Source organism: Acidobacteriota bacterium (assembly GCA_039683095.1).
Taxonomy (GTDB): Bacteria; Acidobacteriota; Aminicenantia; order Aminicenantales; family Saccharicenantaceae; genus RBG-16-66-30.
The window spans coordinates 1,048,963-1,070,420 of the sequence record JBDKSB010000012.1 but is presented as its reverse complement, the minus strand read 5'-3'; the positions used below and the strand labels follow the sequence as shown (position 1 = coordinate 1,070,420).

The 21,458-nt window shown below is 67.6% G+C and carries 17 protein-coding genes; 8 read left to right on the top strand and 9 right to left on the bottom strand.

Annotated elements, in window-relative coordinates:
- Positions 1-40: 40 nt before the first annotated feature.
- Both ABFD52_12425 and ABFD52_12420 read right to left on the bottom strand, forming a co-directional pair.
- Complete coding sequence (locus ABFD52_12425) at positions 41-1,261, bottom strand: NHL repeat-containing protein (protein MEN6561572.1); 1,221 nt, start codon at positions 1,259-1,261, stop codon at positions 41-43.
- Between the two features lie 24 nt (positions 1,262-1,285).
- Entirely contained in the window at positions 1,286-2,566 is a 1,281-nt protein-coding gene (locus ABFD52_12420; protein MEN6561571.1) for an efflux RND transporter periplasmic adaptor subunit, read from the bottom strand.
- Positions 2,567-2,848: 282 nt separating this feature from the next.
- On the opposite strand from ABFD52_12420, the gene tsaD reads away from it, so the two are divergent.
- Complete coding sequence (gene tsaD, locus ABFD52_12415; GenBank protein ID MEN6561570.1) at positions 2,849-3,970, top strand: tRNA (adenosine(37)-N6)-threonylcarbamoyltransferase complex transferase subunit TsaD; 1,122 nt, start codon at positions 2,849-2,851, stop codon at positions 3,968-3,970.
- Between the two features lie 205 nt (positions 3,971-4,175).
- Here the strand turns inward: tsaD and ABFD52_12410 are convergent, their stop codons facing one another.
- The 5 genes from ABFD52_12410 to ABFD52_12390 are packed head-to-tail and all read right to left on the bottom strand — an operon-like array spanning position 4,176 to position 10,640.
- Positions 4,176-5,606, bottom strand: a complete 1,431-nt coding sequence (locus ABFD52_12410) for an ABC transporter permease subunit (protein ID MEN6561569.1) — start codon at positions 5,604-5,606, stop codon at positions 4,176-4,178.
- 4 nt (positions 5,607-5,610) lie between these two features.
- On the bottom strand, positions 5,611-6,861 hold the full coding sequence (locus tag ABFD52_12405; GenBank protein ID MEN6561568.1) for an ABC transporter permease subunit: 1,251 nt from the start codon (positions 6,859-6,861) through the stop codon (positions 5,611-5,613).
- A 43-nt stretch (positions 6,862-6,904) separates the two neighbouring features.
- The gene (locus ABFD52_12400; protein ID MEN6561567.1) at positions 6,905-8,347 is read right to left on the bottom strand and encodes an ABC transporter permease subunit; all 1,443 of its coding nucleotides are present in this window, start codon (positions 8,345-8,347) and stop codon (positions 6,905-6,907) included.
- A 34-nt stretch (positions 8,348-8,381) separates the two neighbouring features.
- Positions 8,382-9,107: an ABC transporter ATP-binding protein gene (locus ABFD52_12395; GenBank protein ID MEN6561566.1), complete on the bottom strand. Its 726-nt coding sequence runs from the start codon at positions 9,105-9,107 to the stop codon at positions 8,382-8,384.
- A 45-nt stretch (positions 9,108-9,152) separates the two neighbouring features.
- Complete coding sequence (locus ABFD52_12390) at positions 9,153-10,640, bottom strand: NEW3 domain-containing protein (protein MEN6561565.1); 1,488 nt, start codon at positions 10,638-10,640, stop codon at positions 9,153-9,155.
- Between the two features lie 237 nt (positions 10,641-10,877).
- Here ABFD52_12390 and ABFD52_12385 point away from each other — a divergent pair, with 237 nt between their 5' ends.
- The 4 genes from ABFD52_12385 (at position 10,878) to ABFD52_12370 (ending at position 16,467) form a co-directional block, all read left to right on the top strand.
- A complete protein-coding gene (locus tag ABFD52_12385; GenBank protein MEN6561564.1) occupies positions 10,878-12,134 on the top strand; it encodes an ATP-binding protein in 1,257 nt (418 codons plus the stop codon).
- Positions 12,131-13,522: a sigma-54 dependent transcriptional regulator gene (locus ABFD52_12380; protein ID MEN6561563.1), complete on the top strand. Its 1,392-nt coding sequence runs from the start codon at positions 12,131-12,133 to the stop codon at positions 13,520-13,522. Before ABFD52_12385 ends, ABFD52_12380 begins: the two co-directional genes overlap by 4 nt.
- Positions 13,523-13,628: 106 nt before the next feature.
- Positions 13,629-15,194, top strand: coding sequence for a TolC family protein (locus ABFD52_12375; GenBank protein ID MEN6561562.1), 1,566 nt, complete (start codon positions 13,629-13,631; stop codon positions 15,192-15,194).
- 175 nt (positions 15,195-15,369) lie between these two features.
- Positions 15,370-16,467, top strand: coding sequence for a glycosyltransferase family 4 protein (locus ABFD52_12370; GenBank protein ID MEN6561561.1), 1,098 nt, complete (start codon positions 15,370-15,372; stop codon positions 16,465-16,467).
- An 86-nt stretch (positions 16,468-16,553) separates the two neighbouring features.
- Here ABFD52_12370 and ABFD52_12365 read toward each other — a convergent pair whose 3' ends face one another.
- Positions 16,554-16,778 carry a DUF2007 domain-containing protein gene (locus ABFD52_12365; protein MEN6561560.1) on the bottom strand — a complete coding sequence of 75 codons (225 nt, stop codon included), beginning with the start codon at positions 16,776-16,778 and terminating at the stop codon, positions 16,554-16,556.
- 62 nt (positions 16,779-16,840) lie between these two features.
- On the bottom strand, positions 16,841-17,653 hold the full coding sequence (locus tag ABFD52_12360) for a tetratricopeptide repeat protein (protein MEN6561559.1): 813 nt from the start codon (positions 17,651-17,653) through the stop codon (positions 16,841-16,843).
- Between the two features lie 119 nt (positions 17,654-17,772).
- Between ABFD52_12360 and ABFD52_12355 the strand changes: the two genes are divergently transcribed.
- From ABFD52_12355 to ABFD52_12345, 3 genes are all read left to right on the top strand, one after another.
- Entirely contained in the window at positions 17,773-17,979 is a 207-nt protein-coding gene (locus ABFD52_12355) for a hypothetical protein (GenBank protein ID MEN6561558.1), read from the top strand.
- Between the two features lie 71 nt (positions 17,980-18,050).
- Positions 18,051-19,919 (top strand): ankyrin repeat domain-containing protein, encoded by a 1,869-nt coding sequence (locus tag ABFD52_12350; GenBank protein ID MEN6561557.1) that lies wholly within the window; start codon positions 18,051-18,053, stop codon positions 19,917-19,919.
- Between the two features lie 70 nt (positions 19,920-19,989).
- A complete protein-coding gene (locus ABFD52_12345; protein ID MEN6561556.1) occupies positions 19,990-21,393 on the top strand; it encodes a serine hydrolase domain-containing protein in 1,404 nt (467 codons plus the stop codon).
- Positions 21,394-21,458: the final 65 nt, after the last annotated feature.

Genomic DNA, 21,458 nt, shown 5'->3' with positions numbered 1-21,458 from the left:
TCCCCGCGCCTCGTGCCGGCCGCCGCGAATGACGCCTGGCTCATTTCTCCACGATCCGGTACTGGTAGACCGTGACGCCGCGCTCGCGGTCGATGAGGAACAGGCTGTCGCCGGCGATGCGGATGACGTCGGCGAAATGGGCGAGCGGGACCTGGCCGAGGAGGACGCCGTCCGGGGCAAAGACGTCGAGCCGGAAGGCGTCCGTCGTCCGGAGGTCCGTGTTGCCTTCGGTCTTGACGGAGACGCTGCTGACGCCGGCGCGGCCGCCGACGCTCGTCATCGAGGTCCGGACCTCTTCCTCTTTCCTGAGCTGGCGGGCGCAGGTCAGGACCCAGATCCGCCCCCGGCCGTCGACGGCGACGCCCGCGGAGCAGCGGTTCATCTCCGGCGCGGACATCGAGATGCCCTGGCCGGTCTGCTCGATCTTGCCTTTCTTCCGGACCGCGGTGTCATAGCCGAGCGGGCGGTCGGCCCGCCAGAGGAGCGTCCCGTCCGGAGCGTACTTCTCGACCCTGTTCTGGGCGTTGAAGCTGACGGCGAAGGCGCCCTGCCCGTCGATAGCGTATTGAGCGGCGTTCCCCATGGCGTTGGTCATGGGCTCTCCGAAATCGGTCAGAAGGCCGAACGAGGCGGCGATCCGGCCGTCCGGCGCGATCCGCCGGAACAGGCGCATCTCGCCGGCGGTCTTGGCCGGCTGGCCTTGCCGGGGGAAGGAATAGGTCGAAGCCTTGCCCGCGAGATCCCCGGACGCCAGGGGACGAACGCCGCTGATCATCCCCTCTTTGATGACGATGGACCGGACGTCCCGGCCGCCGCCGATGACGACCTGGACGCGATTCTGGAACGAGTCGGCCACGACGAGGTTCCCGTCCTTGTCAAAATCGAGAGAATCCGGCATGATGAACTCGCCCGGCCCCTGGCCCTTGCGGCCGATAGTGGCCAGGTACCGGCCATCGGGGCCGAATTCTTGAACGCGGGCGTTGGCGGAATCCAGGATGTAGATGTTGCCGTCCTTGTCCACGGCGACGTCGGAGGGGAAGTTGAAGGCCAGATGTTCGTCCTCGGTGTCTATGTCGCCGATCTTGCGGACGAGCTCGAGGGCGACCTTGGGGGTCTTCCCCCACACGCCGCCCGGATTGTTGTGGACGATGCGGACTCCGTCGACGGTCTCGATCTTCTGCGGCGCCGCCGGCGCGGCGGCCGCGAGGCCGAATAGGAGGATGATGATCGCGGTAACGGTCCTGGACAGTGCCTTTTTCATGCGGCCCCCTTGTGGATCCGGCGGCTACTGCGCGACGGTGACCCTGGTGTCGTGGGCCAGCGTGACGTGCCCTTCGACGATGACGGCGTCGCCCGCGGCGACGCCCCAGCCCGGCTCCCTCCCCGGCAGGACCTCGGCGAAGCGCTCGTTCTCCAGGCCGACTTCGACGTAGCGCCACTTGGCCGTGTCGCCCTCGACGGCGAAAACGAGCTTGCGGCCGCCCCGGACCAGAATGGCCTGCTGGGGGACGAGGAGCCGGCCGGCGAAGATCTCGGTCGGGAACTCGACCTCGGCGTGCATGCCCGGCTTGATCTCCTCGGACGGATTGTCCATGGCCACGTAGACGGCGCAGGTCTTGTCTTCGGTGTTCACGATCGGGCTGACGGCCTCGATGCGGCCGCGGAAGGTCCGGCCGGGAAAGGCGCTGAAGCGAAGATCGACGTTGCGGCCGGCCACGACCTTGCCGACCTCGCTCTCCAGGACCTTGGCCTTGACCTTGATGCGGCTGATGTCGACCAGGGTGAAAAGCTCGCGGCCGGCGTCGAGGCGCTCGTTGGGGGAGAGCTTGAGGTCGGTGACGATGCCGGCGAAGGGGGCCCGGACGCGGGTCTTCTCGAGCGCCAGGCGGGCGATCTTGACGTCGACCTCGGCCTGGGTCAGGCCCTTGGTGGCGGCCTGGACCTCCTCTTTCTTGCGGCCGGCCTCGATCAGGGCCAGCTCGAGCGCGGCCTGGGCCTTCTCCAGGTCCGCCTGGGAGGCCACGCCGCTCTTGAAGCCCTCGGATACGCGGTCGTAATCGGCCTGGGCCCCGGCCAGCTTGTCCACGACGGACTGGGCGAGCGGCTCCTCGGCGATGGAGAACTGCCGCTCCAGGAAAAGCTCGGAGAGATAGCGCAGGCGCTGGGCCTCGAGCCGCTCGAGGTTGAGACGGAACTCGCGGTCGTCGATCTCGACCAGCAGGTCGCCCTGGCGGACGTGGCGCCCCTCGGCGGCCAGGAGGCTCTTGACGGTGCCGCCGACCTCGGCCTTGAGGACGACGCGCTTCTCGGTGTAGGCTTCGCCCGGCGACTTGAGGGTCATGACCAGGTCGCCGACGAAGGCCTTGCTGACCTTGACCGGAAGCGGCGCGGCCTCGGCCTTCTGGCCTGCGGCTGGAGCGGAGGACGCGGAAGAAGACGCGGGAGAGTCGGCTCCCGACCGGCTTTCAGCGGCGGCAGGGTCCTTGCGGAGGACGAGGAAGTGGACGCCTGCGGCGACGAGGACGACGATCAGGAATCCGCCCAGCACCGACCTGGGAACGCGCATCAGCCACCTCCTGGTTTATCGGAACAGAAGAGAGCATCCGCCGCAGTGGAGGAACAGTTTCGCCGATTTTACTTAACGGCCATGAAATAAGCAACTTTCGGGCAAGATAGGATGCCCCTTCAATCAATAAAGACAGCCGCGGGGGCCTGAAGTTCCCATGGCGTTCGAAATAATTACGTCCGGGGCGGACCGGGCGTTGCGGAAGATGCGAAAATATTAGCACTTTTGAGGGACTGAGCCGGGGACGGGTGCCCCTGACGCCATGCCGGCTTTTCTGGTAATATGGCGGAGGAAGGCGGACATCGAGTGCTCGTTCTGGCCATCGAAAGCTCGTGCGACGAAACGTCGGCGGCCGTGCTGCGCGCGCCCGATCGGGGGGCTCGGGCCTCTGACGCCCCGGACACCGGGATGCCTGCTCCCGGCGCCGGCTTTCCGCCTCCGGTCGCTGCCCCGTCGCCGGAGGCCGCCCCCGAAGTCCTCAGCAACGTCGTCCTGTCCCAGGACGAGGTCCATGCGCCCTACGGCGGGGTCGTGCCCGAGCTGGCCTCGCGCCAGCACATCAAGTCGATCACGCCGATCGTCGGCGAAGCCCTGGACCGGGCGGGGGTCGGGCTCGAAGAGATCGACCTTTATGGAGTGACCCAGGGCCCGGGCCTCATCGGCTCGCTTCTCGTCGGCCTGTCGTTCGCCAAGGGGCTGGCTTATTACCACAGGAAGCCGCTCATCGGCATCGACCATCTCGAAGGCCATCTCGAGGCTTGCTTCCTCGAGAATCCCGGGATCGCCTACCCGGTGCTGGGGCTCCTCGTCTCGGGCGGGCACACGGCCCTCTACCTGATGGAAGAGCCGCTGTCGTACCGGCTCCTCGGCAAGACGCGCGACGACGCGGCCGGGGAGGCCCTGGACAAGATCGCGAAGTTCATCGGCCTCGGCTATCCCGGCGGCCCGGTCATCGAGAAGATGGGCAAGACGGGAGACCCCAGGGCCTTCCGCTTCGCCGTGCCGCGGACGAAGGATCGCAGCCTGGACTTCAGCTTCAGCGGGCTGAAGACCGCGGCTCTCAAGGTCATCCGCGAGAACGGCATCGCCAAGGACAGCCCGCGCCTGGCTGATTTCCTGGCCAGCTTCGAGGAGATCGTGGCCCGGACGCTGATCGAACACATGAGGGCGGCGGCCGACCAGGTCCAGCCGCGCTCGCTCATCCTTTGCGGCGGCGTCGCCCGCAACACGCGCCTGCGGACCAGCTTCCGGCAGCTGGCCCGGGAATGCGGCATCGAGGCTTACGTCCCGTCGCCGAAGCTGTGCACGGACAACGCGGCCATGATCGGCGCCGTCGCCCTCAAGAGATTCGCCCGCTCGCCCGGTCTTGCGATGGACCTCGACCTCGACGCCTTCGCCCGTTGAAAATGGGGGACACAATACCCGTTTCCTATTTTCCCAGGGGCGGGAAAGCAGGGACATGTACCTATTTCCGATCCTGGGGAGAGCGCGCAAAAGCTGGGAAAGCTGGGGGACATGATCCATTGACCCCATGAGGGGTCGTGTCCCGCTTTTATTTCAGGCGGGAAAAATAGGAAACGGGTATTGTGTCCCCCAATTTCAGCCAATTTCAGCGGGCGTCGTAACGGATGAAGGCCGCGTATGCCGCGGCGAACAGGACGACGCAGCAGCCGGCGAGGACGCCGAAGGGCGGCAGGGCGGCCTGGATCCTCCCTCCCAGCCCCTCCTCGGCGTAGCGGAACCGGGGCGCGTCGGACATGTCCACGGCCGTGTTCCAGGTATCCACCGTGGGGTCCTTGGCCCTCATCGCCGCGACCTTCTTCGGCCGGTAATCGTCATCGAAGCTCCGGCTCCAGAGCCTGGCCAGCCGGCCGAAATGGACCTGGTTCCGGGTCCCCGTCGACGACAGGTCCGTGGCCAGGTAGCTGAAATCGGCCAGCGGTGAGATCATCGAGATCGCCCGGGCCAGGCCCGTCTGGGCCTCTTCCTTCCGCCTCAGGTCGTCCCGGATCTCGTCGATCTTGGCGCTTTGGATCCGGTTGGCCTCGTTCCAGGCCCTTTCCGCGGCGGCCCGCCTGGCCTCGTACGCCTTCCGGTAGAGGGGGTCTTCGGCGACGCGCCTCTTGACCTCGGCCTCGGACAGCCGCTCGGCCAGCACGGGATATTCCTGGAGGACCTCCGCCCGGTACCGGGCCTGGAGCTTGTTGCCGAGATCGTCCCGGTCGGTGTCGCCCAGGCGCTCCGTCTCCCGGGCCACCATGATCCGCGACGGGGCCGGCGAGAGGAACGATGCCACATAGGGGCTGAGGTTGGGCACGACCAGGACCAGGAGCGTCCAGATGAAGAGCGAGGTCATGATCGACGACGCGCTCGACCGGTGGACGGACGAGACCAGGATGCCGACGAGCAGGAAGACGCCGCCGTAGATCGCCGCCCCGGCGACGATCAGGCCGAGCGCGGCCCAGTCGATCCCGCTCCAGTCGACCTTCGGGTGGAGCAGGATGACCAGCATGCCGGCGGCGAGCGAGACAACGAGCGGGCCGGCCAGGGTCAGGCCGGCGCCGGCGGCCTTGGCCAGGATGATCTTCGAGCGCGGCAGTCCGTTGGCCAGCATGAGCTTCAGGGTCCCGTCCTCCTTCTCGCCGCAGACGGCGTCGTAGGTCAGGATGAGGGCCAGCAGGCTGATCAGGACGCCGACGATGAAGGTCAGGTCGATGAGCGGGAACATGACCGGCAGCGGATCGTCGTCGAAGCCGTCCCTGTTGACGTCGGCCGACAGGCCGCGGACGAGGGCCCAGAAGGGGATGGGCGGCTGGCTCGGCCGCAGGACCGCGCCGATCCGGTTGAAGTGGGCGTACTGGCTGAGGTAGCGGTCGATCTCCGCCTGCCGGGCCGAGTACTCGTCGAGCTTGCGGACGTAATCATTCGTCAGGACGACGGCGGTGACGACGACGAGGACGAACAGCAGGACGAACCCCGCCAGGAAGCGGAAAGAGACGAGGTGGGACCGGAGCTCCTTGAGGACGAGCGTTTTTCCCATCGTCTCACCTCACGTCGTAGCGGACGAATGCGACGAACGCCAGGGCGTAGGCCAGGATGTTGAAGACAGCGAGCCAGGCCGCGTCGAACCAGGCCCCCGCGGCGAAGACCTCGCCGACAGCCCTCGGCCGGTAGGCGAAGGCCGGATACAGGCCGTCGCGGCGGCCGGCGAGCATGTCGTCGATGACCGGGTCGATGATCGAGTTCTTGTAGCGGACGACCTCCGTCTTGAGGCGGATCTCCTCGTCGATGCCCGTGCCGGCGATCCCGGTCGCGGCGTCGAGGAGGCTGGCCGCCGGCGAGAGGCGGTTGATGTTGCGGGAGAGGCGGACCAGGCGCTCGAACCTGCGCCGGTAGTCCTCCTCCATGCGGTCGTTCTCCCGGCCGATCGTCCGCCAGTGCTCGCCGATGTCGGCCTTCCCGGAGATCCCGAGCAGGATCTCGCGCGTCCAGGTCTGCTCCCGCTTCTCGCTCAGGGCCTGGACCGAGGGGACGCGGACGAACTGGCGGGCCGCGAGCGTGCCCAGGTTGGGCAGGACGAACACCAGGAGCGCCCAGGCGAACAGGAGGACGATGATCGAGGTGGCCGCCCGCCTGGTCATGGCCGAGACGAGCATGCCCAGGCTCAGGAAGAAGGCCAGGTAGAGGAGGGAAAGGGCCAGGATGAGGCCGAGACGCCCGAGCTGGCCGGCCGAGAAGCGGACGTTCGGGTCGAGGAGCAGCATGGCCGTCCCCAGGACCGTCACGAGAAGGAAGGGCGCGGCCAGGCTGAGAAAGTTGCCGAGCCACTTGCCGGCCAGGACCCCGGCCCGGGAGACGGAGTTGCCGAGGACGAGCTTCAGCGTCCCCTGCTCGCGCTCCCGGCTGACCTGGTCGAAGCCGAAGAGCAGGGCGACGAGCGACAGGACGACCCGGACGACGTAGAGGAAATCCGGGGCGGGGAAGAACGAATAGACGATGTTCCCGGACGACTGGCCGGCCCGGACGGTGACACCGATGACCTCGACCTCGAAAGACCGGGTCATGGCGTTCTCCAGGCCCTTGGCGAAGATCGACAGCGGGTTGGGCGGGACGACGGCGATGGGCGCGCCGGGCTTCGGGCGGATGACCTGGTAATCGGCCATGCGCTCGGCGAAATCGCGGTGCATGACGAACAGGCTCGTGGCCACGAGCAGGACCATGAGCAGGAGGACGACGAGGAACTTGTAGCTGAGGAGGTTGGAGGCGATCTCCTTGCGGGCGATGGTGCCGATCATGCTCCTCTCCCTCTGAATCGGTGATCCCACGCGCATTCCCGTCTCACCTCACGTCGTACCTGATGAACTTAGCGTAAGCGTAGGCGAAGGGCGCGATGAGCCAGAAGAGGAGCGAAAGGAGGCTGCCCGTGTTCGCCTGGAACGCCTCGGCCGTCGACGCCGGCGTGATCGAGAACCGGGGCAGCTTCGAGACGTCGACGGGCAGGGCCTGGAAGCCCATCGACATCCGGCCGCCGTCATGGATCATGAGGGTCCGCTTGACCTTGCTGAAGAGCTCGCCGTCAAGGGCCTTCTGGTGGGCCCGGACGGCCTCGAGGTAACGGGCCCGCTCGAGCTCGCCCGTGCCGCAGACGTCGGCGATGAAGCGGGCGAAGGCGGCGCTCGGCGACAGCACCGACAGGCTGACGGCCAGGCTGAGCTGCCGCCGCCGCTCCTGGAGATAGGTCTCGTCGATGGCCGAGAGCTGCTGAGACTTGCGCTCCCTGGTCCGCTGCTGGATGCCGTCCCGGATCGGGCCCCATTTCTTGTTCTCAGCGGAATCCTGGTTGTCCCGGGCCTCCGGGGCCGCGGAGGCGAAGATGAGGTCCCACTGATGGCCGAGGTCCTTGGCCGTCTCGAGGTCGAGGGCGCGGACAAGGAGCGATTTCTGCAGGGAGATCTGCGTTTCCGTCGGGACCGGATGGATGAGGCGGGCGACCATGTCGCCGAGACGCGGCACGATCAGCTGGAAGGCGGCCCAGACGATAAGGATGGCGACGAGCGAGGTCCGGGCCTTGGACGTGCTGGCCGAGACGGCGACGCCGATCGTGAAGTAGGTCAGGACGAAAAGGGACGTCGCGAGCAGGACGACAAGGACGCGGGCCGCCGTCCCGGCGCCGGCCAGGGGGAAGGTCCCGAGCATGAGGACGGCCGCGCCGATCAGGAAGGACAGGAGGAACGGCGCCCAGAGGGCCAGAAAGCCGCCGCCGATCTTGCCGGCGAGGAGGGTGTCCCGCGGCAGGCTGTTGGCCAGCATGGCCCGCAGCGTCCCCGATTCCTTCTCCCCCGAGATCATGTCCGACGCGAAGAGCATGGAGATGAGGCTGATGACCATCTGGACGATGAAGATGAAATCGACCTTGCCCTGGACCGAGAGGATGGTCTCGTCGTCGCTCGCCGATTCGCCCGGCCTGAAGCCGTCCTGGGTGAACTCGTAGTAGCGGGGAAGCGCGCTCTCGAAGCCCTGGGTGAAGACCGAGAGAGGCGCGGGCGGCCGAAAGCCCTTGATGGTCACCGTCCCGGCCATGACGTCCTGGATCTTGATGGCCGCCGCGGCCTCGTCGGCCAGCCGGACCTGGTCGCTGTAATCACGCACCCGCTTGGCGTAATTCGCCTGGTTGACGGCCAGGCCGAGCGGGATGAGGAGGAGAGAGATGACGGCGAAAAGCGGAAAGCGGTAGCTGAAGACGGTCTCCAGCACTTCCTTCTTGACGATCGTTCTCAACATGGCGGCAGCCTCCTGGCGCGGCCGGCGCGGGCGTTCATGGGAGAGCCAGCGGCTCGGACTTCATGTAGTCGATGTAGATCTTGACCAGGTCCTCGTACTGCAGCTCCTGGCGCGTCCGCTCCATGACCAGGCGGCCTTCCTTCATGATGCCGACCCGGTCGCCGATCTCCTTGGCCCGGAAGATGTCGTGGGTCGACATCAGGATGGCCTTGCCTTCCTGCTTGAGCTCGGCCAGGATCTCCTGGAACTCCTCGGCCGCCTTGGGGTCGAGGCCCGAGGTCGGCTCGTCGAGCAGGATGCCCGGCGCGTCCTTGATGATGGCGATGGAGATGCCGAGCTTCTGCCGCATGCCCTTGGAGAAGTTCTTGACCCGCTGCTCGAAGGCCTTCTCCTGGAGCGAGACCCGGCGCATGACCTGGTAATAGTCGTCTTTGCCCAGGCCGGCCCGGCCGCCGAGCTTGGCGAAGAAGTCGAGGTTCTGGCGGGCCGTGAAGTTTCCGTAGAGCATGACGTTCTCGGAGACGAAGGCGACGTGCCTCTTGGCCTCGAGCGGGTCCCGGTTGACGTCGATGCCCCTGATGGCGCAGGTCCCCGTCGTCGGCGGGATGAAGCCCAGGAAGAGGTTGATCGCCGTCGTCTTGCCGGCGCCGTTGGCGCCGAGCAGGCAGTAGACCTCGCCCGGGCGGACCTCCAGGTTGAGGTGGTCCAGGGCCAGGACCCCGTCCTCGTAGCGCTTGGACAGATCGTCGGCTTTCAGGATCGGAAGCGTGTCGATCATCGGATCCTCCTCTTCTTCGTACCCGGCTTACCGCCGCGTCAGCTTGATGCCGAAGACGACGATGCCGACGAGCAGGCCGATGAGCAGCAGCACCAGGGCGCCGATGCCGAGCACGTTGGCCTTCGACGAGATATGGATGCGCACGATCTTGTCCTCGGACTCGACCCGGCGGTTGTCGGCCAGGGCGTCGGTCCGGATCTTCGGCTCGTAGTCGCCGACCGAGACGCCGTCCGGCGGCAGGAACTTGATCCGGACGACCTGGTCCTTGTTCTGCTCGAGCGTCCCGATCAGGTCGGGCGCGATCTCGGCCCGCCAGTTGAGCGGCAGGTCGCAGAAGACGCGGACGTTGTTGAGCCGGCGCGTGCCCGTGTTCCGGATGGTCACGTCCATGCCGATCGTGTCGCCGACCTTGATCTCGTGGTAGAGGTTGACGGCCTGGACCTCGACCTTGGGCACGCCCCGGGGGATGAGCTCGAGCTTGACGTAGCCGGCCTTGAGGCCGTCGATGGCCGCGGCGCCGAGCCCGGTCCCGCCGGCCGCCGTCTCGAGGCCGCGGAGCTTGTCCGTTTGGTCGTTGTCGAGGGCCAGGACGAAGAACTCGAGGGGCTTGTCCAGGACGACCCGCTCGTCCGGGTTCTTTGGCAGGAAGAGCTTCAGCTGGAGCTTGAGGCTCGTGACGCCCTCGCTGAACTTGATCTGCGACAGGCGGGCGCTCGTCGTCGGGTCGCTGAACTCGTACGTGATCTGCGCCGGCAGGTTGACGGTCTCGAGCTTGAAGACGTTGGCCTCGCCGCTGAACTTCTCCAGCGACAGGTCGTAGGTCGCGGTGCTCTCGAGGTCGGCCTCCTGCGAGAACTGGGCCGAGTTGACCGTGACCATGTTGGCGCTGACGCCTTTCTGGAGGAAGACGGAGGTCGTCTCCGCCTTGCCGGAATAAGAGACGCTGATATCGAGGTTCTCGACGTCCTTGAGGAGCTGGAAGGTGACCTCCCGTTCGGTCTCGATGGGCATGGCCGGGATCGACTTCTCATAGGGGTCGGAGATGATCTTGCCCTCCGAGAGGAGCGAGACGTAGACGTCCTTGATCTCCTTCATGAAGTCGAGCGGGAAGAGGTCCTCGGCGCTGATCTTGAGGTTGGCCAGCTCCTTGAGCTCCTTCGAAACGTAGCGCAGGGAGACCCGGACGAATTTCTTGCCGCTGCGGTCCTGGTACTTGACCGCGCTGGCGACAGAGATGCGGGCTTCGCTGCCCATGAAGCTGATCAGGGCCTGCTGGTAGTCGACCTGGGCCTGGAGGTAGGCCGTCTGGCGCTGGGCGAAATCAGCCTCGGCGGCCAGGCCGTCCTCCCGGAGCTTGAGATAACGTTCATAGTCGGACTTCTTGAGCTCGAGCGAGAGCTGGGCGCTCTTCAGGCGCAGGAGCTTCATGTTCTGGGATTCCTGGGCCTGCGGGTGCAGGGCGACGGCCAGGACGAGCGTCGCGGCCGCGATGGCGATGGCCTTGGTCAGCTTCATGATGATGCCTCCGTCTATTCGGCCTGAATATTGCAAAGAAGATGCCAACATGGAATTTGAACTCGGCGCGATCAGCCCCTGTCGCCGTCCCGGCCGTGAGGACCGAAAGAGAGCTGTCGCATCAACAATGTTACCTATTTTACCCATATCTGGGAAATCAGTTACACCTTTTTACACTTTCGGACGTTTTTACTTTAAACGGAAAATGCGCTATCCTCGTTTTAAGGGAGTTTTGAGGTGACGATCTTCGGCCGCGTCGGGAAGGCCGTCCGGGGCGCCCGGCGCCGGAACGCCCCTCCCTGGACGATCCTCCGGGAATTCAACGAGAGCCTCAACCTGATCGAGGATTTCGATCAGATCGCCATGAACCTCCTGGGCACGATCCGGGAGGCCGCCAAGGTCGAACGCCTGGTGCTCTTCGTCCATGACGCCGACCTCGCCCAGTTCCGGGTCGGCGCCTCCTGCGGCTGCGATCCGGCCGATCTGCGCGGCGTCTTCCTCTCCGGAGAGGACCGGCTGGCCCGCTGGCTCAAGGTCAACAAGACCTTCCTCGAGATCGACGCCCGCCCCGGGGTCATGGGCTTCCTGGGCGAGGCCGAGAAGGCCGTCATCGCGCGGCTGGGGCTGGCCCTGCTCTACCCCGTCCTCTCGATGAACCGGCTCATCGGCATCCTCGGCGTCGGCCGCAGGAGCGAGGGTGGGCGGCCTTCCGCCGAGGAGTCGGCCTTCATCGACTCGCTGATGCCCCAGGCCGGGATCGCCCTCGAGAACGCGCTCCTCTACAAGGAGCAGAAGGAGCGTTTCCGCCGCATGCTCCGGGCCGACCGGCTGGCCACGATCGGCGAGCTGGCCGCCGGGGCCGCCCACGAGATCAGGAACCCGCTGACCTCGATCCGCTCCTCGCTCCAGTACGTGGAGTCGCGCTGCCGCGAGGAGAACGAGCGGAAGCTCCTGGGCGTCGCCCTGCGGGAGACCGACCGCATCGACGAGATCCTGTCCGCCCTGCTGTCCTTCTCCCGGCCCTCCGAGATCCGCAAGGAACCCTGCGACCTCCTGGCCCTGGTCGATGAGAGCGCGGCGCTCGTCGCCATCCAGGCCCGGGCCGGCGGGATCGAGGTCCGGACGGCCTTCCCGCCGCGCCCGATCGTCGTCGAGGCCGACGCGTCCCAGCTCAAGCAGGTCTTCCTCAACGTCTTCCTCAACGCCGTCCAGGCCATGGCGGCCGGCGGCCGGCTGACCGTCGAGGTCCCGCCCCCCGAGGGCGGGAAGGCCGTCGTCCGCGTCTCCGACACCGGGCCCGGCATCCCCGAGGAGACCCTGGAGAAGGTCTTCGATCCCTTCTTCACGACAAAGAAGGGCGGCACCGGCCTGGGCCTGTCGATCTGCTACACCATCGTCAAGGCCCACGGCGGAGAGATCGAGCTGCGCAGCCGCCCCGGCGAGGGGGCCACGGTCCTGGTCAGCCTGCCCGCGGGCGCGAGGAGCCACGCATGAACCCCCGCATCCTGGTCATCGACGACGAGAGGAGCATCCGCGAGGTCTTCGCCGTCCTCCTCGGCGACAAGGGCTACCAGGTGGAGACGGCCGAGAATGGCCGGCGCGGCCTGGAGCTGGCGCGCGTCTTCGCCCCCGACGTCGTGATCCTCGACATGAACCTGCCCGACATCCCCGGGCTCGAGGTCCTGGCCGGGCTGCGCCAGGCCCGCCCCGAGCCGGGCATCATCATCGTCACGGCCTTCGGGACCATCCGCAACGCCGTCGAGGCGACGAAGCTCGGCGCCTCCGCGTATCTGGAAAAGCCCGTCGACAACGAGGAGCTTCTGCTCGACATCGCCCGGATCCTCGAAGTCCGCAACCTCCGCCACGAGGTCGAGGCCTTGCGCACGGAGCTCGTCTCGCGCTACCGCTTCTCGAACATCGTCGGCACGTCGGCCCGGATGAACTCGGTCTTCCAGCTGATGGAGAAGATCAGCCGGGTCGACGGGACCGTCCTCATCACCGGCGAGAGCGGCACGGGCAAGGAGCTCGCGGCCCGGGCCGTGCATTTCGCCGGTCCGCGCAAGGACGGGCCGTTCGTCGTCGTCAACTGCGGGGCCGTGCCGCGCGACCTCATCGAGAGCGAGTTCTTCGGCCACGTCAAGGGCGCCTTCACCGACGCCCGCTCGGACAAGACCGGCAAGTTCGAGCAGGCGAACGGCGGCACGATCTTCCTCGACGAGGTCGGCGAGCTCTCCCAGGACGCCCAGGTCAAGCTGCTGCGGGCCCTGGGCGAGAGGGAGATCACCCGGGTCGGCGGGACGAAGACGGTGCCCGTCGACGTCCGCGTCATCGCGGCCACCAACAAGGACCTCGAGGCCGAGGTCGGGCGCGGGAACTTCCGGGAAGACCTCTATTTCCGCCTGGCCGTCCTGTCGATCGCCCTGCCGCCGCTCCGTGAGAGGGCCGAGGACATCCCGCTCCTGGTCGAACATTTCGTCCGCAAGTACGCCGCCGAATTGAAGAAGAACGTGTTCGGCTTCACCCCCGGCGCGCTCCATAGGCTGGCCGCCTACGCCTGGCCGGGCAATGTCCGCGAGCTCGAGAACGTGGTCTACGAGGCCATGGTCATGGCCGAGGGCGATTGGCTGACCGAAGCGGCCCTGCCGGTCCGGCTTCGCCTCGCCGTGGCCCCCGCGGCGGCCGAAGCGCCGGCCGGCCCGGACCGGGTCGCGCCCCTGAAAGAGGCCGTCCAGAACGTCGCCGCGGCCCGGGAACGGGACCTTATCCTCGAGGCGCTCCGGCAGGCCGGCGGCAACCGGACCCGGGCCGCCGGGATCCTGGGGATCAGCCGCAAGACCCTTTTCAACAAGATGACGGCGCTGGGGATCCGCTGGCCGGAGTGAACGAAAAGCCGCCGGCTGCGTATCTATTTATAAGCGATCTTGCATTTTGGCATCGTTTTTGCAAACAGGATTCTTTCGAAGATATCTCGTTGATCGGAGGACGACCATGATCAAGAGACGGATCCCCGGCGCGTTCTTTGCGCTGGCCGCGCTGGCCCTGGCCTGCGGCACCGGCTTCGCCCAGGAAAAGAAGGAACTCAGCCTGACCCTCGAGGACTCGATCCTCCGGGCCCTCAAGAACAACCTCAACGTGGCCGCCGAGGTCATCAACCCCAGCCTGGCCTCGGCCACGGTCTCGCAGGCCAGGCAGATGTACGCGCCGACCTTCGAGGTCGGCCTGAGCGGCAACCACTACGAGCAGCTCTCTACCTGGTCCCTCCAGTCCGCCGGCAGCTACATCGATCGCTCGACCAGCGCCAGCGCCGCGATCACGCAGAAGATCCCCTTCGGCGGCACGCTCCAGGCCGCGTTGAGCTACGACTATTCGAAGAACAACCAGCTCTTCCAGAGCTACAATCCGTCATACACCAGCCGCCTGAACTTCGTCCTGACCCAGCCGCTGCTCAAGAACTTCGGCTGGACCGTCAGCCGCAAGGAGATCCTCGTCGCCCAGAACAACTTCGAGGTCTCCCGCAGCCAGTTCCGGAACACCCTCATCGACACGATCTATTCGGTGGAATCGGCCTATTGGAACCTCGTCTACAGCGTCGAGAACCTCAAAACCCTGCGGCTGTCCCTGGAGAGCGGGAAAGACCTCCTGGCCAAGACCAAGCGCGAGGTCCAGGTCGGCACCAAGGCGCCCATCGAGGTCCTGAACGCCGAGGCCACCGTGGCCCGCCGCGAGGCCGACATCCTCCAAGCCGAGGCTCTGGTCAAGAGATGCCAGGACCAGCTCCGGACGCTCCTCAATATCGAAGTCGACCCTTCGGCGCTGGGCACGAGCCTGGTCCCGGCCGACAAACCCGAGTTCAAGCCCCTCACCATAACCCTCGAGGACGCCATGGCCAAGGCCGTGGCCCGGCGGCCCGATCTCGAGGCGTCCAAGTCGGCGATCGAGGGGAAGCGGATCAATTTCCGCGTGGCCAAGAACCAGCGCCTGCCCCAGCTCGACCTCCAGCTGTCCAAGGCCAGCCCGGGCATCTCCGGACAGCAGTACATCTACGACGAGAGCAACCCGTTCCTGCCGCCCACGGCGGGAGATCCGGGCAGCGCTTCGGCGGCCTTCCGCGACGCTTTCAAGTTCCTCTATAACAACTGGACGGCCGGAGTGACCCTGACCGTCCCCTTCGGCGACATCTTCGGCAAGGCCCAGTACACCTACGCCAAGCTCGACCTCGAGCAGGCCGTGGCCAAGCTCAAGACCCAGGAGCAGCAGGTCTTCCTCGAGGTCAGCGACGCCGTCCGGTCGCTCGAGACGGCGGCCAAGAGCGTCGACGCCTACCGCATCGCCCGCGAGCTGGCCGAGAAGCAGCTCGAGGCCGAGATGAAGAAGCTCAGCGTCGGCATGTCGACGAACTATTTCGTCCTGACCTACCAGGACGCCCTGGCCAGCGCCCGGTCGCTGGAGATCAAGGCCCTGGTCGACTACAACGTCGCCGTCGCCAACATCGCCAAGGCCACCGGCTCGACCCTGGAGGACCGCGGCATCACGCTCAGCGACTACATCAAGTAGCGCCCGGCTCGATCGGGCCCTCCTCCTTTCGGAAGAGGACATTTCGGGCTGTTCGTCGAATATCGGGGGATCCCTCTCTCCGGCTTGGCGGCCCGAGGGGCGCACGACTGCCCGGCTGTCACGCCCGGGAGAAGTGATGGTTTCGCCGGCGGGCCCGGTGTGCTAAAATTGCCCAGTGAGCGTTTTTCTCGTCGATTCCGTCCGCGAGTGGCGCGAGGACCAGCGCCAGGTGCTGGCCGTTGCCCGTGAGCTCGGCCGCAGGGGCTACGCCGCGCACCTGATCCTCGAACCCGGCAGCGACATCCTGCGCCGGGCCTCGGACGAGGGCCTGCCCGTTCTCCCGGTCCGCATGCGCGGCCGGATCGGCTGGCTCGTCCGCCGCAGGCTGGCCGGCCTGATGCGGGCCCGCCGCTGCCGGCTGGTCCACGCCTTCGACGCGCTGGCCGCGTCGCTCGGCCTCGCGGCGGCGGCCGCGGCCGAGGTCCGCGTGCGCGTCCTGTCGCGGCCGGCCGGCTCGTCGCCGCTCGAAGGGCGGCCTCCCTTCGGATCGATCGACGCGGTCATCGCCGGGACGGAGGCGATCAAGTCCATCCTCGTCCAGGGCGGCGTCGCGGAAACGTCAGTCGAAGTCGTGCCTCCGGGCGCGGATTTCTCGCGATTCACGTCCCAGCCGCCCGACGACCTCGTCCGCCGGGAACTCGGCCTCGATCCCGGGGACTTCCTCGTCGGCGCGATCCTGCCGCTCGAGGACGATTTGGGCCAGCGCGCCCTGCTCGAAGCCGCGGCCATCGCCGCCGCCCAGTCGCCGAAGATCAAGGTCGTCGTCCTCGGCGAGGGATCGCTCCGTCTCGAGGCGGCCGAAGGGTCGGCCCCGCCGCCCATGGACAACGTCCGTTATCTTCTCGGCCTGCGCGGCCAGGCGCCGCGGGTCCTGGCCTCCCTGAACATGTTCGTCCTGTTCTCCCATCTCGACGGCCTCGGCGGCCAGCTCGTCGAGGCCATGGCCAGCGGGCTGCCCGTCGCGGCCGCCGATATCGGGATGGCGAGGGACCTTGTCGTCAACCGCGAGAACGGCTTCCTCGTCCCCGCCCGGAACGCCAAGGCCCTGGCCGATGCCATCCTCAAGGTCCACTTCGACCGCAACCTGGCGGCGCGCCTCGGGGCCAAGGGCCGGGAGACGGTCCTCGAGAAGTATTCCGAGGAGGCCATGGCCCGGCGGATCGTCGGCGTCTACGAGTACCGGGCCCACCGCAAGGGCCTCAAGCTCAGCTGACGCCGGCCGCCAGCGGACGCCTTCCCCGCAAACCTCAACATCTCGGGGGCCGTCCCCCTCGAGGCGTCACGCGGCGACCGCCCCCCTCAGGCTTCGGCGGTGAAGTGCTCGGCCAGGATGTCCTGGGCTTCCGTGGCTCGATCCGCGGGGACGAGAAGGGCCGCGCGGCCCATCCCGTCGACGGTCATCCCGAGAACCTTGCCTACGGCTTCGGCACTGACCCGCGCGGGGATGCCGAAGGATTCGAGCATGTTCCTGAGGATCTCCGCCTCCGTGACTCCGTTGGATGTATGGACGGTGACCCAGTTCATGCCTTCATGATAGCACTTTGGCCCGCCGGCTTGAACTCCCCCCTCCCCCCGGCGGCGGAAGGCTACTTGCCGGCGTCCTTGATGGCCTGGATGTAGTCCTGGACCTGCTTCTTAAGCTCGCCGGCCTCGATCCTGGGCAGGACCGCCTCGAAGACCTTGCGGGCCCTGGTGGACTCGCCGCTGTTGAACAGCGCGATGCCCAGGTTGACCTGCAGCCCGACGTCCTCCGGGAGGAGGACCAGCCCCGCCTGGAAAGCCCCGGCGGCCTCGGCGTAGCGTCCCTTCTGGTTGAGGAGCACGCCCTTGAGGTTATAGGCCTTGGCGCTCTTGCCGTCCTTCTGGATGGCCTTGACGGCGTAATCCATCGCTTCGTCGAACCGTTTCTGGGTGTAAAAGAGCTTGCCCAGGGCGTAGGCGGACTCGGCGTCGCCGCCCGCGTCGAAGGCCGTCTTCAAGGCGGACTCGGCCTTCGCCGTCTCGTTGAGCCCGAGGTAGACCAGGCCCAGCTGCCTTTGGACGTCGCCGGCCCCGGGCTTGATGGCCGCGGCCTTTTCGAAGGCCTCCGCGGCCTGGACGAGCTCTCCCTTCTGAGCGTAGGCCGACCCGAGCAGCTGCCAGCCGTCGAAGAACGACGGGTCGAGGGCCACGGCCTGCCGGCCGTAGAGAACGGCCTGGTCGGGCAGGCCGTAGCGGAGGGCGATGACGCCCAGCTCGCATTGGTATTTCGGGTCCTTCTCTTCGGACACCTTCTTTTTCTTCTGCGGCGCCGCGCCGCCGCCGCCCGGCCGGGCCGGCCCGGCCAGCGCGCCGGACGCGAACGCCGCAGCCAGGGCCAGCGCCAGGAGCGTCCTTCCGGTCTTTCGCCGAGCGGTCATGATGCCTCGAGGCACTATGATGGCATATCGTTCCCGGGCGGTCAAACCGTCCGGCGGCCCCGTCCCGTCTTGCCGGGGGGCCGTTTTCGGTCTACAATGGCCGGGCAGGAAGGGAATCCATGGACACGCCGCGCCTGACCGAAGCCGAGGCTGCCGCGCTGAAGCGGCGCGAGGCCGAGATCCTGGCCCGCATCGACCGCCTCAAGCGGACCATGAGCGAGACCAAGGCCCTCGACACGCTGGCCTTCAAGTCCAAGCTCTTTCAGGAAGCGCAGGACGAGCTCCGCCGTGTCCAGGACAAGCTGGCCGGGCTCACCGAAGACTGATCCCCGGCGGGGCCGCTTTCGATCGATCATGCCTTGGCTGTCGGATAGTCCACGATAGGGAGGTCCGGTCGATGAAGACCTGGGTGCTTGTCCTGGCCCTCATCCTGGCCATTGTCGTCCTCGTCCTTTTCGCCTTTGGCGGGGGCGTCTCCGGTCCCCTTCCGGGGTCCTCCCGGCAGGCGCCCCCGGCCCAGGATATCTTTGACGCGCTCCGCAAGGGCGATATCGCCGCCGTCAAGGCGCTCGTCGAGAAGACGCCGGCGCTCGTGGACGCGCGCGACGGCGACGGCCTGACCCCGCTCCATCACGCCGCGGCGGGCGGGGACGCCGAACTGATCGCCCTCTTGATGGCCAAGGGGGCCAAGTTCGACTCCGCGAACATCCGGGCCAAGACCCCGCTCCACCTGGCGGCGATGAACGACCACGCCGGCGCGGTGGCCGCGCTGCTGGCCGGGGGGGCGCCGCTCGAGACGCGGGACGACTATCAGCGGACGGCCCTCATCCTCTGCGCCCGCGAGCGCGGGCAGGCGGCGACGGGGCGCCTCCTTATCGAGGCCGGGGCGGACGTCAACGCCGCTGACAAGTTCGGCTCCAGCGCCCTCGACCTCGCGGCCTGGCGCGGCAAGGCCGAGTTCGTCGACCTCCTCCTGGCCAAGGGCGCCCGCGTGCCGGAGGGCGGGCGGTCGTGGCAGGGCCTGCTCTTCCAGGCCGCTTCGAACGGGCTGGACACGCTCTTCCGGCGCCTGACCGACAAGGGCCAGGACGTGAAGGCGGAGGATCCGTCCGGCCAGACGTTCCTGCAGGCCGCGGCCGCGGGCGGGTCGGCCGGGATCATCGGCCTCCTGATCGACCGGGGCTTCGATCCGGCCCGGGCCGACGGCTTCGGCTGGCCGCCGCTCCATTACGCGGCCAGGGACGGCCGGCTCGAAGCGGCCCGGACGCTCCTAGAACGGGGAGCGCCGCTCGAGGCCCGCACGATCATGGGACAGTCGGCATACGACGTCGCGAAAGAGCGGGCGATGGCGGACACGGCCTCGTTCCTGGCCGAAAAGGGCGCCGATCGCGGCGGCATCCGCTTCCCCGTTCTGGAAGGCGATTTCCTGGGCCAGAAGCCGCCGGCCGGGGACGAGCCCGAGCTGTTCGCCCCGGGGATCGTGTCCTCGGTCTGGGGCCTGCACAGCGCGCCGGTCTTCTCCCCGGACGGGAACGAGGTCTATTGGGCGCCGATGATGACCTTTCCCGGGGAGGTCTATTCCCGGGGCGGACTGCTGATGATGAAGCGGACGAACGGACGATGGTCGCCGCCGGCCTGGGCCCCGTTCTCCGGCCCCGAATTCAGCGACGACGTCCCGTTCTTCTCTTACGGCGGGAAGAGGATCTATTTCATCTCCTCCCGGCCCCTGGCCGGCGAAACGGCCGGCGGGTCCGAACGGATCTGGTTCGCCGAGAGGACCGCCGCCGGCTGGTCCGGGCCGCGGCCGCTCGATCCCGGCGTCAACGCCTATGACCTGCATTGGGCGTTCTCGCTGGACAGGCGGGGGGACCTCTACTTCTCCGCCCGGGCCGCCGACAGCCGGGGCGGCGAGGACATCTACCTGGCCCGCTTTTCGGACGGGAGGTACGAGAAGCCGGTCAACGTCGGCGAGCCGGTCGACACGGCCGCCGGGGAGAACACGCCTTTCGTCTCGGCCGACGGCAGCTACCTCCTGTTCTGCCGCGAATACGACATCTGGGCGAGCTTCCGCGGGGCGGGCGGCCGCTGGTCCGGGCCGGTCAAGCTCGGCCCGGAGATCAACACCGCCGCGGTCGAGATCTGTCCCGTCGTCACGGCCGACGGCAAGTATCTGTTCTTCCTGAGCGGCCGCGGCGGGGAAAGCCGTGCCTATTGGGCGAGCGCCCGCGCGATCGAGAAGCTCAGGCCGGCGGCCCCGCAAAAATAGGGACGAACGCGGCGACCCGGCTTCCCCGCGGAGGGGCGTGGTATAATCTTTGGCCGGGAGAGAAGACGTCATGAGCCCCATGGCCCGGCCGGCCAACAAGAACAAGCCCGCGAAGCCCCTGCGCCGGGCCGCCGACATCGCCCTGATCGTCCTGGCCGTCGGCGCCGTCGGGCTGTTCGTGGCCGTGAAGATCATCGGCGGCCACGCCGCCGGCCCGTCGAAAGCGCCGGATGCGAACGGCGCCCGGGCCGCCGCGCCGACCATGGGCCCCGAAGGCCCGCTCGCGAGCTCCGACGAGTTCGCCGACCTGGAGCCCGGCCCCGAGGACCTCGAAGGCGAGCCCGGCGACGAGCCCCTGCCCGGACCGGTCATGCTCTCCGATCCCTCCGCCGCGCGCCCCTTCTCGCCGGTCGACGACGCCCGGCTGGCCGCCATCCTGGATCCCGAGATCGAGCGGGCCCTCAAGCTCGGCCGCATCCCGTCCATGGCCGTCGTCTGCGTCTCCGGCGACCGCATCGTCTGGACGCGCTCGGCCGGCCTGTCCAACGTCCGGGTCAAGACCCCGGCCGCCTGCGACAGCGTCTATCTCATCGCCTCGACATTCAAGACCATGTCGGCGACCGCCCTGGTGCAGCTGATGGACCAGGGCAAGTTCAAGCTCGACGACCGGGTCAGCGACTATCTGGACGACCTCAAGATCGAGGGCGAGAACAAGCGCTATCCCGTGACCTTCCGCAACCTCCTGACCCACACCTCCGGCCTGCCGACCGATTTCGGGCGGCACTCGGTCTGGGAAGATCAGGTCCCGTCCTCGCTGGCCGATTACCTGCGCGGCCGGCTGCGCCTGGCCCGGCGGCCCGGGACGCGGCTGCTCTACTCGAACGTCGCCTTCACCCTCGTCGCCTATTTCGTCGAGAAGTTCTCCGGGATGCCGTTCAAGGACTACATGCGCAAGAACATCTTCGGCCCGGTCGAGATGCGGGACACCGCCTTCGAGCCGCGGGCCGACATGGCCGAGCGGCTGGCCATCCCCTACATGCCGGTGCGGCGGCGGGCCGGCCTCTTCCGGCCGGTGGATTGGGTCAAGGCCGACGCCTGGCCGGCCGGCGTCGTCTACGGCACGGCCATCGACCAGGCCCGCTGGCTCATGGCCGCCGTCAACGGCGGCGTATACAAGGGCAGGCGCATCGTCTCCGCGGCCGCGTTCCGGGAGATGACCCGCCGCCAATACGACCGCTTCGCCGGGCCCATCAACGGCGGCTGGCTCAACGAGACTTCCGGCTACGGGCTGGCCTGGTGGGTCTCGACGCTCGAAGGCCGGAAGGTCATCGCCCACAGCGGCAGCGTCAACGGGTATACGGCTTTCCTGGCCGGGGACCTGGACCGGAAGACCGGCATCGCCATCCTGACCAACGGCAACAAGGCCCACCGCTGGCTGTACGCGCTGGCCCTCAAGGCCCTGGCCGCGCTCTGAGGACCGTCCCCGAAGAGGCCGTCCCTTTTTTCCCTTGGCTTGCCGATGCCTGGCGCCGGTTCGCC

Bases quoted from the DNA above. Each gene is read 5' to 3' on its own strand.
- ABFD52_12425 (MEN6561572.1), bottom strand. From the start codon at position 1,261: ATGAAAAAGGCACTGTCCAGGACCGTTACCGCGATCATCATCCTCCTA.
- ABFD52_12420 (MEN6561571.1), bottom strand. From the start codon at position 2,566: ATGCGCGTTCCCAGGTCGGTGCTGGGCGGATTCCTGATCGTCGTCCTC.
- tsaD (MEN6561570.1), top strand. From the start codon at position 2,849: ATGGCGGAGGAAGGCGGACATCGAGTGCTCGTTCTGGCCATCGAAAGC.
- ABFD52_12410 (MEN6561569.1), bottom strand. From the start codon at position 5,606: ATGGGAAAAACGCTCGTCCTCAAGGAGCTCCGGTCCCACCTCGTCTCT.
- ABFD52_12405 (MEN6561568.1), bottom strand. From the start codon at position 6,861: ATGATCGGCACCATCGCCCGCAAGGAGATCGCCTCCAACCTCCTCAGC.
- ABFD52_12400 (MEN6561567.1), bottom strand. From the start codon at position 8,347: ATGTTGAGAACGATCGTCAAGAAGGAAGTGCTGGAGACCGTCTTCAGC.
- ABFD52_12390 (MEN6561565.1), bottom strand. From the start codon at position 10,640: ATGAAGCTGACCAAGGCCATCGCCATCGCGGCCGCGACGCTCGTCCTG.
- ABFD52_12380 (MEN6561563.1), top strand. From the start codon at position 12,131: ATGAACCCCCGCATCCTGGTCATCGACGACGAGAGGAGCATCCGCGAG.
- ABFD52_12375 (MEN6561562.1), top strand. From the start codon at position 13,629: ATGATCAAGAGACGGATCCCCGGCGCGTTCTTTGCGCTGGCCGCGCTG.
- ABFD52_12365 (MEN6561560.1), bottom strand. From the start codon at position 16,778: ATGAACTGGGTCACCGTCCATACATCCAACGGAGTCACGGAGGCGGAG.
- ABFD52_12360 (MEN6561559.1), bottom strand. From the start codon at position 17,653: ATGACCGCTCGGCGAAAGACCGGAAGGACGCTCCTGGCGCTGGCCCTG.
- ABFD52_12355 (MEN6561558.1), top strand. From the start codon at position 17,773: ATGGACACGCCGCGCCTGACCGAAGCCGAGGCTGCCGCGCTGAAGCGG.
- ABFD52_12350 (MEN6561557.1), top strand. From the start codon at position 18,051: ATGAAGACCTGGGTGCTTGTCCTGGCCCTCATCCTGGCCATTGTCGTC.
- ABFD52_12345 (MEN6561556.1), top strand. From the start codon at position 19,990: ATGAGCCCCATGGCCCGGCCGGCCAACAAGAACAAGCCCGCGAAGCCC.